The organism is Pseudomonas sp. S2_C11, from assembly GCF_054668395.1.
On record NZ_CP162765.1, the window covers coordinates 2,018,707 to 2,031,381 of the forward strand.

A 12,675-nucleotide genomic window follows, 5' to 3' on the forward strand; every position below is an offset into this window, starting at 1 on the left:
AAGATCGCAGCCTTCGGCAGCTCCTAAACACAATCCGTAGGCGCTACCAAAGGCTGCGATCTTTCGCTTTTCACTTCGGATAAAGCGGCGGCAATCCACTCTCACTCACCGGATCCTGCACGCGCTCGGCGGCGGGAATAGTGCGGATCGCCCGCCACAAATCCTCACCCTGCCAGTGCTGTCCCGTCTCGCTGTACAGCGCTCCATTCAACCCATCCAGCGCATCCGACAACGGCACAAACCGCGCCGCCATATCCGCCAGTGTCTCCGGCTGTTGCCGCGCCCAGGCGTCCAGTGCCTGGCGGGTGGCGTGGGGGTCGTTGGCCTGGCTGGCGCGTTTGATGTCGTCGAGCAGGGTGCGTGGGCTCGGACCGGTCTGGGCGGCGCGGTGGATTGCCGGTTGCCAGCGGGCGCGCCACCAGAGGCCGAAGCCGAGCAGGGTGGTGCAGGCGAGGATCAGGGTGCTGAGTTTCCACCACCACAAAGTGTCGTTGTCGGGCGTGCTCGGTTGCAGGGTGCCGGCCGGGGTGTCGATTTGCAGGCTGGGGTTGTTCGCCACTTGCAGGGTGCGCGCGGGCAGGCTGCTGTGTTCGAGGTGGTCTTCGAAGGTGTTCCACCAGACCACGTCGACGGTTGGCAGGTCGATCGCGCCGCTGCGGCTTGGCACCAGTGCTTCGCGCTCTTCGCGGCTGCCGATGATGCCGCGGTCGCTGCTCTGGTTGCTCAGCACCGGTTGGTCGGGGTAGCGGCGCAGACCGTTGACGTCGGTGGCGGGCAGGGCCGGCAGTTGCGAGCTGGCGAGGCCTTCGACTTTCAGGGTCAGGCTGCGGGTCAGGGAATCGCCGACCTGAGTGTGATCCGGTTCCGGGCTCCAGCTTTCGCTGAGGCTGAGGTTGCGCGCCGGCAACCATGGCGCATCGACCGGGTAGGTCAGCGGTTTCGGTTTGACCGTCAGCGGAATCGACGCCGAGCTGACGCGCATCAGTTTGCCGGGCTTCGGCCCCGAGGCGTCTGCTGATGGTGCGGTATCGACCAGCGTGGCGCTGAACGTCTGCGGGGCGATCGTCAGCAGACCGCTGTGTTGCGGATAGATCGCGTAGCGCATCTCGATCACGCCGTGGCGCAGACCGTTGATGTCTTTTTCGTAGGTGCGTGTGTCGCCAAGTTGTTCGATGCGCGCATCGGCGATTTGCAGCGGGCTCAGGCTGCTGTCGTCGTACAGCGAAACCGAGTGATAAATGCGCAGGGTCAGGATGGCCTGGGCCTGCACGTAGAGGCTGGTCTGGTCGAGGCTGGCTTCGATGAACACCGGATCGAGGCTGTTGTTGTCTTCGCGGTTGTCGCTGGCGATCACCTGCACGGTGATCGGCTGGCTCTGTGCTTCGCCCAGTTGCAGCGGCGGAATCACTACGCTGCCATTTTCTTTTGGCAGCAGGGTGATGATCCAGCGTGTGGTCGCGCGGTTGTCGCCGTTGAGGGTGTTGAGCTGGTTGACCTGGCGCGTGCCGCGCACTTCGAACAGCGTTTCCAGCGCCGACAGATCGGGCTTGCCGAACTGGGTGACGTCGTCAGTTTCGAGGGTGAGCTCGACCGTCTCGCCGGAGTTCAGGCGACTGCGATCCACGCTGGCGGTCAGCTCGGCCGCCTGAGCGGTGGCCGTGCAGATCAGCAGGGGCAGCAAGAGAGCGGCGAAGCGGGTCATCGATTGTTTTCCTGATCCTGATGTTGTTGCTGTTCGTACCAGAATTTGCGCCTGAGCAGTTCGCCCGGGTCGTCCGGGATCTTGCCCAGCCATTGTTCGAGCGCCTGACGCTGCTCGCCTTCGAGGTTGTTCTCGCTCGGGCGCAGGGTCGGCACCGTGTCGGTTTCCTCTTCCTCGTTGCTGCCGGGGATTTCATTGGGGCCTGGCAGCGGCGGGGCGGTCGGAGGCGGTTCGCTGGCCGACTCGGCTGGTTGCGCCTCGCTCTGGGTTTCACTGCTCACCGCCGGAGGGGGCGCGGTGGTGGGCGAAGGCTCATCGCCGGGCAGACTTTGTTCGTTGGGCTGGTTGTCCGGTTCGGGTGGCGGCGGGGCGTTTTTCTGCTTCAGCAGGTTTTCCACCAGCGCCTTGTTGGTCTGCGCCGGACGCAGATCCGGTTGCAGCTCGAGCGCCTGTTCGTAGGCATCGATCGCCGCTTCCAGCTCGCCGCTTTTCGCCAAAGCGTTGCCACGATTGTAGTGGGCGCGGGCATCGCTGCCCTCGGCAAAACGCTGAGCGGCGCCACTGTAGTCGCCGGCCTCGTACAACGCCACCCCTTGCCACTGATGATCATCGAAATGCTGCGCGGCTTCGGCCGGGCGCTTCTGCTTGAGCAGGTGCAAACCTTGCTGGTCGGGGCGCAGCCACAAGTCTTCGAAGTCGAAAGCGTAGCTCGGTTGCGGCAGGCACCACAGCAGCGGCAGGCAGAACAGCCAGCCACGGCGCCCGGCACACGCAGCCAGCAACAGCAACGGCAACAGCAGCCAGTAACCCTGATCGGCCCAAGTATCCAAGCGCACGGTCTGGCCGTCGTCGCGCAGGCTGCGCGGGCCGTTGAGCAAACCGAGAGCGCCAAGATCAGCCTCGTCAAGACGCGCCGGGTGATACTCGCCGCCCACGCTGTTGAGGAAAGTCGCCAGACCGGGGCTGTCGAGTTGCGGCACGCGGATCGCGCCTTGCTGGTCCTTGAGGAAACTGCCGTCTTCCTGGGCAATCGGCGCACCTTCAGCGGTGCCAATGCCGAGCATCAGCAGTTGCGTCGACTCGCCATTGAGCGCACGGCGAATGCCGCGCCGTTCCTCTTCATTGAGCGACGAACCGATCAACAGAATCCGTCCCTGTCCCAGCGCACCTTGCTTGAGCAAGGCCAATGCTTTGCCCACGGCCAGATCGGCGCGGTGGCCGGCTTCCGGCATCAGCGACGGCTTCAGCGCGTCGAGCAGATTGCGGCTGGTCGCCAGATCATCCGACAGCGGCACCAGCGTGTGCGCGCTGCCGGCATAAACGACGATGGCGGTCTGCGCATCGCTGCGCGCCTGCAACAGGTCGAACAGCTTGCGCCGCGCCTGTTCCAGACGCGTCGGCGGCGAGTCGGTGGCGAGCATCTCCGGGGTCAGTTCGAGCACCACCACCAGCGGGTCAGCGGGTTTCTGGCTGGTCTGTTCGACGCGCTCCCAGCTCGGCCCGAGCAAGGCCAGAATGGTCAGCAACCACGCCACGCCTAGGGCGATCCACGGCAGTTTGCTCTGGCGACCGCTGCCGCCACTGAGCAGCGCAGCGTGAAATGCCGGCGGCAGAATCATCTGCCAGCGCCCGGCGCGTTTCTGCCGGTGCCAGAGTTGCCAGAGCAGCCAGCCGAGCAGCGGCAACAGCAGCAGCCACCAAGGACGGAACCAGTGCGGCCAGAGCGCGATCATCGGCGCCTCCGCAGGCGCAAACGCTGCAAGCGCTCACGCCAGTCCGGCAGCGGACTTTGTAAATACAGTTGTTTGGTAAACAGGCGTAGCAGCGGATTGTCCGGCCACAGTTCGCGGACGACCAGCAACAGACTCAACCACAGCGCCAGCGCCAGCGGCCAGTGATACAAGGCTTGCGCCGGGCGTGCCTGAGTCGGTTGCTGAGTCACCGGTTCGAGCTGATCGAGGGTGTCCTTGATCGCTTGCAGCTCTTTGCCGTCATGGGCGCGGAAGTACTGGCCGCCGGTGATTTCGGCGATGGCCTTGAGTGCCGGCTCATCCAGATCGAGGCTCGGATTGACCCCGAGCAGGCCGGTCGAGCCGCTGTCCTCGGGATTGGCGCCGATGCCGATCGGATAGATTCTGACGCCTTCGCTGGCGGCCAGTTTTGCGGCGGTCAGCGGATTGATTTCGCCGCCGTTGTTGGCGCCGTCGGTGACCAGAATCAGCACGCGACTTTGCGCCGGGCGCAGACGCAGGCGTTTCAGGGCCAGACCGATGGCATCGCCGATCGCGGTGTTTTTGCCAGCGATGCCGATCCGCGCCTCGTCGAGCCAGACGCGCACGGTGCGCCGATCGAAGGTCAGCGGCGCTTGCAGGTAGGCCTGACTGCCGAACAGGATCAGACCGACGCGATCGCCGTCGCGGCTTTCGAGGAAATCGCCGAGCAAGTGCTGCACCAGCGACAGACGACTGACTTCTTCGTCCTGCCATTGCATGTCGGGAAAATCCATCGAACCGGACACGTCCACCGCCACCAGCAGATCACGGCCACTAGCGGCAATCGGCAGCGGTTCGCCGAGCCATTGCGGGCGCGCGGCGGCGATCAGCAAGATCAGCCACAGCAAGATAAACGGCGCCTGCTGCCGCCACGCCGGCAAGTTGGCGCGGGCGCGGCGGCGGGCGAGGCCTTCGAGGTCGGCGAGGAAACTGACTTTCAATGCCGGCTCGCCGCTGTCGGCCACCGGCAGGATCAGACGCATCAGCCACGGCAGCGGCAACAGCACAAAGATCCAAGGCCAGGCGAACTCAAACATGTTTGCGAATCCACGTGTCGACCGCTTGGGTCAGGCCGGCGATGGCTTTGTCGTCGAGTTTGCATTCCGGCTTGTACGCGCCTTCGACCAGCACCATCCAGCGCGTCAGGCCGGCAGCCGGGCAGCGGTTATCGAGGAAGGCCAGCCATTTGCGACCGTTGAGGGTGTGGCTCTGGCTGTACGGATAGTGGTTGCGGCACAGGCGTTTGAGCAGGCCGTTGAGTTGTTGCAGCCAAGCGCCGGCGGGTGCACCGTCGTAGGGTTTGGGCATTTGCGCCAGTTCGGCGAGCGCGGCGATGCGCACCGGATCCAGCGGCTGCTCGGCGCGCACCAACGGGCGTTTCTTCATCGGAATGAAACGCCGTAGCTTCCACACGGCGAAACCCAGCAGCGGCAACAGCAGAAGCAGCAGCCACCAGCCCGGCGCCGGCGGCCAGAACGCGATCGGCGGCGGTGAGATCAGCGGTTGCAGTTGTTCGAGGCCGTTCATCGACCTTTCCCCGGACGCTGCGGGTTCAGGAACTCGCGCATCTGCTCGACCATTTCGCTCTGCGTGCTCAGCGGCATCAGCAACACCCGCAGCTTTTGTGCGAGCAATTCCCAGCGAGCGATGCGCGCTTCGGCCTGGGCGCGGTAGGTCTGGCGCAGGTCGAAGTTCAGCGTGTCGATTTCCAGCTGCGCGCCACGCTCGGCAAAGCGCAGCAGGCCGGCAGCGGGCAGGGCGTGATCGAGTGGGTCGGACAGCGGCAACATCAGCAGATCGCAATGCCGCGCCAGCAGACTCAATTGCTGCTCGGCGCTGTCGGACAACGCGCGTTCGTCGCAAATGACGATGGCCAGACTGCCCGGCCGCAGCACTTCCCGTGCGCGGCGCAGGGCCACGCCGAAGGCATCGCGATCCGGCTCGCGCTCGCTGTGCAGCGATTGATTGACCTTGACCAGCCGGTTGAGCAATTGCAGCAGGCTCTGCTTGCTGCGGCGAGGCTTGATTTCGTAGTGCTCGTTGTCGCCGAACACCAATCCGCCGACGCGGTCGTTGTGCCCCAGCGCGGCCCAGCCGATCAACGCCGCGACCTGCGCCGCCAGCACCGACTTGAACATCAGCCCCGAGCCGAAAAACAACCGCGTGCTTTGCTCGACCATGATGAAAATCGGTCGCTCGCGCTCTTCGTGGAACAGCTTGGTATGCGGCTCCTGCGTGCGCGCGGTGACGCGCCAGTCGATGGTGCGCACGTCGTCACCGGCCTGATAGACCCGCACCTGATCGAAGTCGACGCCACGGCCACGGAATTTCGAATGATGCAGGCCGATCAGCGGGCTGCGCTGACTCGGCGTAGAAAACAGTTGCACCTCGCGCACGCGGTGACGCATCTCGATCAGCTCGGCGAGGCTGATGCGGATACCGGGTTCGGAGGGCAGGGCGGCGTTCATGGGGGTCAAGCGACGGCGACGACGTCGAGAATCCGCTGCACCACGCGATCCTGATCGATGCCAGCGGCTTCGGCTTCGAACGACAGAATGATGCGGTGGCGCAACACGTCGAACAGCACGGCCTGAATGTCTTCCGGGCTAACGAAGTCGCGACCGGCCAGCCAAGCGTGGGCGCGGGCGCAGCGATCGAGGGCAATCGAACCGCGCGGACTGGCACCGTAAGCGATCCATTCGGCCATTTCCGGATCGAACTTGGCCGGGTTGCGCGTGGCCATGACCAGTTGCACCAGGTATTCCTCCACGGCGTCGGCCATGTACAAACCAAGGATTTCCTTGCGCGCGGCGAAAATCGCCTGCTGGCTGACCCGGCGCTCGGGCTTGGTCTCGCCGTTCAACGCCTCGCCACGGGCCTGCTGGAGGATGCGCCGTTCGACAGCGGCGTCGGGGAAGCCGATCTTGACGTGCATGAGGAAACGGTCGAGCTGGGCTTCCGGCAACGGATAGGTGCCTTCCTGTTCGATCGGGTTCTGCGTGGCCATCACCAGAAACAGCGGCGACAGCTCATAGGTGCTGCGCCCGACGCTGACCTGACGCTCGGCCATCGCTTCGAGCAAGGCCGATTGCACCTTGGCCGGCGCGCGGTTGATTTCGTCGGCGAGCACCAGGTTGTGAAAGATCGGCCCTTGCTGGAACACGAAACTGCCGGTTTCCGGACGGTAGATTTCGGTGCCGGTGATGTCGGCCGGCAGCAGGTCGGGGGTGAACTGAATACGATGGAACTGGGCTTCGATGCCCTCGGCGAGTTCTTTGATCGCTTTGGTCTTGGCCAGACCGGGAGCGCCCTCGACCAGCATATGGCCGTCGGCGAGCAGGGCGATGAGCAAGCGCTCGATGAGTTTTTCCTGGCCGAGAATCTGCGTTGAAAGAAAGGTTCGCAGCGCCAGCAGCGCTTCACGATGTTCCATCGGTGACTGTTCCTGGAAAGGGGGTGGCCGGGGCGTTCGGATAACGCCGGGGCTGGGGGCGTTACTTTAATCCATCGTGGGGGGCGGCGACTAACGGCATTTGCGCGATTTGTCAGTATCGGCCCTCGTTTGCACTGCGTGGGGCCGTTTCTGGACGTTTTTGCGATTCAGGTCTGCGTGTGCAAGCTGTGCAATATGACCTTGATGGCGGGGCGCTCAAGCAGTTCGAACCATTTGCCTTCATCAACGATGGCGCCTTGCTGCATGACGAGCACGCGGTCAAAACGATGGAGATGTTCAACATCATGGGTGACACATATAAGGCCCTGTCCAGCGAATGTCTTGAATAGCAAATCCCACACTGGTGTAGCGAGTTTCGGTTCAATCGAAGCACTCGGCTCATCAAACAGATTGAATTTGCCCGGTCGATTCAGAAGTCGCAGCAACGAAAGCCGCTTCGCTTCACCTCCGGAGATATTGGTGGCGTTTTCAGCGATGTGACCTCGGCCAATGATTTCATCAAGCTGGAGGCATTGAATTGCCTCGTTCAATGTTTTCGACTGCTCAACACCGAAAAGTACGGACTGTTCAAAACTTCCTTCCAGGAACTGCGGAGACTGGGGGCTGTAACGCACCGTTTCCAGATGAACGCGAGCATTTAAGCGATCTATGCACAGCTCGTCGATGAACAGCCGGGGCCGCACCGAAAAATCCAGTCCTGCCAGCGCTTCGAGTAACGTCGATTTGCCAGCGCCGCTGGGCCCGATGATCGCAACGGATTGGCCCTGTCGGAAGCTGATCTGGCTGGCAATTGATAGCTGCGCAACACCGTTATGGGTGATCTCGCAGGGCTCGAGCCGTAATGTTGATAGGTTATGCAACGCATCAGAGTCATTGCGGCGATCGTTATCGAAGTCAGCAGTTGCAAGTAATTCTTTGAGTCGCCGTTGATCAGCCGAAAATTGATCCAGCACCCGATAGCCTTCGGTCAGCGCCGATACATTCAACAGGAACGTACCAGCAATAGAGGAAATGGCCACCAACTGACCGACGCTGATACTTGCTTGTCCGGACGTCTGATCCATGACTCCCCAAGCCAACAAACCGCCGGTGGACAGGCTGATAAACAAAATCTTCGCCGCGCTCAACAGTCCGCCCGAGCCTGCTACGGTCACCGCAGCATTGGCGTAGCGCTCAAACGCTCGGTTCAAGGGTTGCAGGGCCGTGCGTTCGGCGCGTTCCAGTTTTATCGATTTACCAGCCCTCAAAGTATTGACCAAGGTTGCACTCAGCTCATCCTCCTGGTCATTAACAGCATCGATGTGTTTTCTGCGCCATCGAATGATCCGGTGAGTTGCATAGAGATAACAGCCACCGAGGCCAGCTAGCGCGCAGAAAACCCAGGCTCCGCCCATATACCAGAATGCGCCGGCCACAATAAGAAATTCCAGGCACAGGGGAAAACCCGTAGTGACGAAGAACATCAGCAACTGTTCGTGGGCAGTGATTCCGCGCTCGACCGACTTGATGAAGTGTCCTACTCGCCACGTGCCAAACTGGGAAAAATCCTTGCCCATCAACCGCGCCATCCAATTGATGGAAGCATCCATGACAACTCGCTGGACGAGCTTTGAGAGCAGCAGCGTTTGCAGGGGGGTGGTCATCGACTGAATGCAACCGGCCAGCGTAAAAGCTGCGGTGAAAAAAAGCAGCGTACGCAGCGTTGTGTGATCGGCATCGTTTAGTGAATCGACGATCTTGCCCAATAACAAAGGAGGGGCCAGGGCCAGGATTTTCAGGGTGATGGTCGCGCCTATTGTCATCACCAGCAGGAGTCGATGTTTCTCGCAGGCTGTTCTTATAAATGTCTGCATGAGTATGGGCCTGTGGTCGTTTTGGATCACGCCGTTGGCGTGCTCCTGGTGCCGAGCAAAATGTGCTGAGGAGCTACGGGTTGGCCATTTCTGATTATGTTGAATCGGTCGAGACCCGGGATATAAGTCTGGGTAACTACGTTGGTCCCCGGGTACTCCATGACTGTTCTGAAAAATAGGACTTTGTTCATACCGCTCAGGTTTTTTCGGAGCAAGGCAAGTTGTTCAGGAACAGAGAGTGCAAGCAGGCTTTTTGGCGGCGCCAGGGTATTGAGTTTCAAGTTTTTAACGGGTGCAAAGTCTATCAGCTGTTTCAGTTTCTCGGATTGACAAAGCACATCAAGTACCTTTCGGTCCGCGATTTCATCGTTGGCGTCGTATAAGGCGTTTGATTGGAATTGCTCCGTTACCGCTCTTTGGATGGCGATAAATATGTCCAAAGAACAGCCGGAGCCGATTGCGGATATATGTCGGTCGCCGGGGCCGGTTCGTGGGAATGCAACCGCCAGATAAACTTCTGACTCGTCTTTGATAATGATGATCTGCAAAGCTTCGGCAGCCCGTAGCGCGTATGAGTTGTTGAACAGGGCTTGCGCAAGCAGGGGCGCCGACGGTGAGTAGAGATCTATCGCAGGTATCAGTCTGCAGACGGCCATGAAAAACCGGGACAACAGGTGTCGCTCAATCAGTTCCAGGGTACCGTGCAGCAGTGCTTCTGATTTCGTGCAGCCGAAAGCAGTTCCTGAGTTAGAGGCGTAGCGATTTAAAAAGCGCGTCGGTTGACTCGTTGTTTTACGTTCATCTTTGACCGGATACAGCAGGGCGCATGGCACAAAAAGCCCGGCGCAGCCGTCGAGTGCTGCAAGCTGCAGACACTGTAGAGGCTCGATGTTTTTTCGCAGACTTGTGAAAATGCCGTCCGACTCGACCCCGTTCTGCGAAGCGATGTCACTGCAACCAAGCGTTGTGCAAAATGGCGGCTCGGCGTGAAACATCGCGTAGTGCTCAAGGCTTTCAGCAAGTGCACCTACAAGCGCGTCGGGACCTTTGCCTGCGCCTGATTCAATCAGCGTGTCGTATTCGTTATAGAGTTCGGCAGTAGCGACCAGATTACCGTCATCGACATAGCGCACTCGCGCTTTCAAACCCAGTGTCTGGATAACATTGTTTATTCGGACAAACGCTTCGCTGGATGAAATCTCACGCTCTGACATGGTGAGCCTCGTAGGCTTGAATGCCGAAAGATCGACTTTCGGCATTTTCAGGATTGGCTGATCGGGAGGCCGAGTCAGCGGGTCAGTGAGGCGAAGAAGTCCAGTTCCGTCGCCAGGAAACCTTCAAAGTGGCCCGAGCCATAAGGCAAATCCTCGAAGGTGTTTATTTCAGAACGTTTTCTACCCATTACATATGACTCCATTGAATATCACGTTGTCGGCACTTTTTTGTGCGCCGAGCTTGCATGTTTTTTTGCAAGCGCAACGAGTAATAACAAGGGAGGGGTGGGCCCGCAATCAGACGGCTTCCGATGATTGCGTAGGGCACTTCTTGAGGAGTAGTAGGATCGAACTTCGTGCTGTTAAACACAGCGGCGTTCTATGCGGAAAATTAGCGCGAATTATGGTTTTCAGGTGTTTAGAGCTTGTAGAGGTATCGATCAGCGTGGAATTAATGACGATGGCATAAGGGGCGATCAAATGCCGTCGTCATTTATCTTGTCATGCGAGCCGACCTGGTTATTCCAGATTAATTACAAAAGTTCCTGTCCCATCGAGAATATTCTTCAAGGTCTCAACAACCTCTTCCATATCCACCATATCCGGGTTGAAAGCGATCTCCAGCACATCATCCCCATTCAACGCATCGGCATCCGCCGCAGCAATCTCGATCTTCAGCAGTTCCGACGTCAGCGTGACCTTCACGCCGTCAAGCGTCGACGGCTCGCCATCCAGGGTGATCTCCAGCTCATCCTCATCCGGATAACGGCTCATCAGGAACATCTCACCCTTGTCGCTGTGGCAGCAGAGCATGGCCATGTTGTCTTCTTCGTCGTCGCACGGGTTGACGATCAGTAGGGCGGTGGTCATTTGCATGGGGGAAATCCTGGGCAGTGGCGGCGGTGAATCTGTTCGAAGGCGCGATTTTGCCAGTCTCTGCTCGTTCGCGCTGCCTGCATCGGCAAAAAGTCGCAAAGCAGGACATTTCCGTCGCCCGGTTCCGAGTAGCGAGAAGGGAAAATCCGACGCCAGCGTAAGGCAATTACCGGATGCGCAAAATCCACCCGAAATTGCGATTTTTCGCTTGTGATCGCCACCGTTTTGCCGTTAGTTTCGCCGCTCTTGCGCAACGGAGTGCGTTACCAAAACCCCGAAAAAGGACCTTTGCCATGACTCAATATTTCGAACGCGCCGAAGAAATTCGCCACCTGTCTGACGAACAGATCGAGGAGATCTACAAGCGCTATCTGGAAGGTGAGAAAACTTCGCAGCTGATGGCGCAATTCCAGATTCCTTCCACGGTGCGCAGTCTGCTAAAAGTTCTGCCACCGATCGTCAGCACAGACCTCACCTGTCCTTACTGTGAACTGCCGATGTGGATGCGCCGCTACGCCAGGGGAACTCCGCTTTCGTTGCGCAGTGCATTCAAATGCGTCCGCTGTGAGCACCAGCACAGTGTCCCCGGCGCCAATGGCCGCCACGCAGCGTGCAACTGCACAGAATGTTTCAAGGTTCGCCAGCAGCAACTGGCCGCCCGGGCAGCGCGGGACCGTCTGGAGTTGCAGGCCAGATATGGCGCGCAACTCCCTGCAGTGCCTTACGCCAATCTGGGCTTTGTGCAGAAGTTGACGTTGCTTGCCTTGCTCGATGATGGCTACGGCGCAAACGTTGAATGGATTGCGCCGTTGAACGCGCCATCCCGAGAGGAGCTGCTCGCCCTGACCTTCGAGGCGCGGGAAGAGTTGCTCAAAGACCTGCACGAAGCCGGGGTGCTGGCGGTTTCCACCGAATCCGATATCAACGCCTTCGATCGCAGCGAGGGTTGCAGTATTCGCGAGTACAGCGCCGTGCGCTGGCTGCCCAACGTCACGCTGGATGGCGCGGCGCGCAGTAACCGAGAGAATCTGTATCTGGCGCTGTATCAGGAATTGTCGGGCAGCGTAAAGGCTGCCTGGAAGAGCGAAATCTATTCGCTGGTCTTCAGTCTCGCCCGCGAAGAGTCGCTTCAATACATTCGTGTGCTGGCCAGTGAGGTGGATTTCGCCTTCACGGCCGAAGCCCGTGCCGATGAGGTGGTCGGGCAGTTGTTGCAGGACTTCTCGGTGAGTCAGTTGTATTACTTCGCCCGCTTGGCGGTACGAAACGCCGCGCACTTTTATGCCACCGGCAATTCCAAAGGGCGCAGTCACGCCTCCAACACCATTCCGCGCAACATGCTGGGCACGGCGCAGGACGCGCTCGTCCGTAACTGGCGCAAGAACGGCCATCGTGATGCGCGGGTGCCGCAGACAGCCTTGCAGCGACTGCTTTACGACGTAGTGCTGAAGGACAGCGGCGCCGGATTCTCAAAGTCGCCGGGCATGTACTGGCGCGACGAACTGGTTCCGCAATTCTTCAGCGCCGTAGCGTTCGACAGCGACTTGCTGGGCAATCTGCGCCTGTTCTGCCGCGAATGCGATTCGAGCAACATTGACGCCAGCATGGACAAGCAGATCCTGCAGACGATGTGCTACGACTGCGCCACGGTGAGCAAATTCAGAGCCTTTGAGGAACTGCCGGACTGATCCGCGTCAACCGCCAGCGCTGAACCGGATGCCACGCTCAGGGTCGATAACAGGGCCTTGGGCGTTTTCGTTTCCGGATATGTAACGTTCCCAAGGATTGTCCTGGCACGAAAGTC

General features: G+C 60.0%; 10 protein-coding genes. 1 reads left to right on the forward strand and 9 read right to left on the reverse strand.

Going from position 1 to position 12,675, the window contains the following annotated elements:
* Window positions 1–70: 70 nt before the first annotated feature.
* The 9 genes from AB4N48_RS09340 to AB4N48_RS09380 all read right to left on the reverse strand — a co-directional run bounded on the left by AB4N48_RS09340 (window position 71) and on the right by AB4N48_RS09380 (window position 10,871).
* Complete coding sequence (locus AB4N48_RS09340; protein WP_460095221.1) at window positions 71–1,702, reverse strand: BatD family protein; 1,632 nt, start codon at window positions 1,700–1,702, stop codon at window positions 71–73.
* Window positions 1,699–3,435 (reverse strand): vWA domain-containing protein, encoded by a 1,737-nt coding sequence (locus AB4N48_RS09345; protein WP_073471111.1) that lies wholly within the window; start codon window positions 3,433–3,435, stop codon window positions 1,699–1,701. Before AB4N48_RS09345 ends, AB4N48_RS09340 begins: the two co-directional genes overlap by 4 nt.
* Window positions 3,432–4,511 carry a vWA domain-containing protein gene (locus AB4N48_RS09350; protein ID WP_252876438.1) on the reverse strand — a complete coding sequence of 360 codons (1,080 nt, stop codon included), beginning with the start codon at window positions 4,509–4,511 and terminating at the stop codon, window positions 3,432–3,434. The genes AB4N48_RS09345 and AB4N48_RS09350 overlap by 4 nt, the downstream gene beginning before the upstream one ends.
* Window positions 4,504–5,001, reverse strand: a complete 498-nt coding sequence (locus AB4N48_RS09355; RefSeq protein ID WP_095180187.1) for a DUF4381 domain-containing protein — start codon at window positions 4,999–5,001, stop codon at window positions 4,504–4,506. The genes AB4N48_RS09350 and AB4N48_RS09355 overlap by 8 nt, the downstream gene beginning before the upstream one ends.
* On the reverse strand, window positions 4,998–5,942 hold the full coding sequence (locus tag AB4N48_RS09360; protein ID WP_016774988.1) for a DUF58 domain-containing protein: 945 nt from the start codon (window positions 5,940–5,942) through the stop codon (window positions 4,998–5,000). Before AB4N48_RS09360 ends, AB4N48_RS09355 begins: the two co-directional genes overlap by 4 nt.
* Window positions 5,943–5,947: 5 nt before the next feature.
* Complete coding sequence (locus tag AB4N48_RS09365) at window positions 5,948–6,907, reverse strand: AAA family ATPase (RefSeq protein ID WP_007913915.1); 960 nt, start codon at window positions 6,905–6,907, stop codon at window positions 5,948–5,950.
* Between the two features lie 167 nt (window positions 6,908–7,074).
* Window positions 7,075–8,781, reverse strand: coding sequence for an ATP-binding cassette domain-containing protein (locus AB4N48_RS09370; RefSeq protein ID WP_460095222.1), 1,707 nt, complete (start codon window positions 8,779–8,781; stop codon window positions 7,075–7,077).
* 26 nt (window positions 8,782–8,807) lie between these two features.
* On the reverse strand, window positions 8,808–9,995 hold the full coding sequence (locus tag AB4N48_RS09375) for a YcaO-like family protein (RefSeq protein WP_082530321.1): 1,188 nt from the start codon (window positions 9,993–9,995) through the stop codon (window positions 8,808–8,810).
* A gap of 519 nt (window positions 9,996–10,514) precedes the next feature.
* Window positions 10,515–10,871 (reverse strand): hypothetical protein, encoded by a 357-nt coding sequence (locus AB4N48_RS09380; protein WP_056789468.1) that lies wholly within the window; start codon window positions 10,869–10,871, stop codon window positions 10,515–10,517.
* A 293-nt stretch (window positions 10,872–11,164) separates the two neighbouring features.
* On the opposite strand from AB4N48_RS09380, the gene AB4N48_RS09385 reads away from it, so the two are divergent.
* Window positions 11,165–12,559, forward strand: a complete 1,395-nt coding sequence (locus AB4N48_RS09385) for a hypothetical protein (protein WP_252876434.1) — start codon at window positions 11,165–11,167, stop codon at window positions 12,557–12,559.
* Window positions 12,560–12,675: the final 116 nt, after the last annotated feature.

What these genes read in the sequence shown, in the direction of transcription:
- AB4N48_RS09340 (WP_460095221.1), bottom strand. Translation starts at nt 1,702, where the DNA reads ATGACCCGCTTCGCCGCTCTCTTGCTGCCCCTGCTGATCTGCACGGCC.
- AB4N48_RS09345 (WP_073471111.1), bottom strand. Translation starts at nt 3,435, where the DNA reads ATGATCGCGCTCTGGCCGCACTGGTTCCGTCCTTGGTGGCTGCTGCTG.
- AB4N48_RS09350 (WP_252876438.1), bottom strand. Translation starts at nt 4,511, where the DNA reads ATGTTTGAGTTCGCCTGGCCTTGGATCTTTGTGCTGTTGCCGCTGCCG.
- AB4N48_RS09355 (WP_095180187.1), bottom strand. Translation starts at nt 5,001, where the DNA reads ATGAACGGCCTCGAACAACTGCAACCGCTGATCTCACCGCCGCCGATC.
- AB4N48_RS09360 (WP_016774988.1), bottom strand. Translation starts at nt 5,942, where the DNA reads ATGAACGCCGCCCTGCCCTCCGAACCCGGTATCCGCATCAGCCTCGCC.
- AB4N48_RS09365 (WP_007913915.1), bottom strand. Translation starts at nt 6,907, where the DNA reads ATGGAACATCGTGAAGCGCTGCTGGCGCTGCGAACCTTTCTTTCAACG.
- AB4N48_RS09370 (WP_460095222.1), bottom strand. Translation starts at nt 8,781, where the DNA reads ATGCAGACATTTATAAGAACAGCCTGCGAGAAACATCGACTCCTGCTG.
- AB4N48_RS09375 (WP_082530321.1), bottom strand. Translation starts at nt 9,995, where the DNA reads ATGTCAGAGCGTGAGATTTCATCCAGCGAAGCGTTTGTCCGAATAAAC.
- AB4N48_RS09380 (WP_056789468.1), bottom strand. Translation starts at nt 10,871, where the DNA reads ATGCAAATGACCACCGCCCTACTGATCGTCAACCCGTGCGACGACGAA.
- AB4N48_RS09385 (WP_252876434.1), top strand. Translation starts at nt 11,165, where the DNA reads ATGACTCAATATTTCGAACGCGCCGAAGAAATTCGCCACCTGTCTGAC.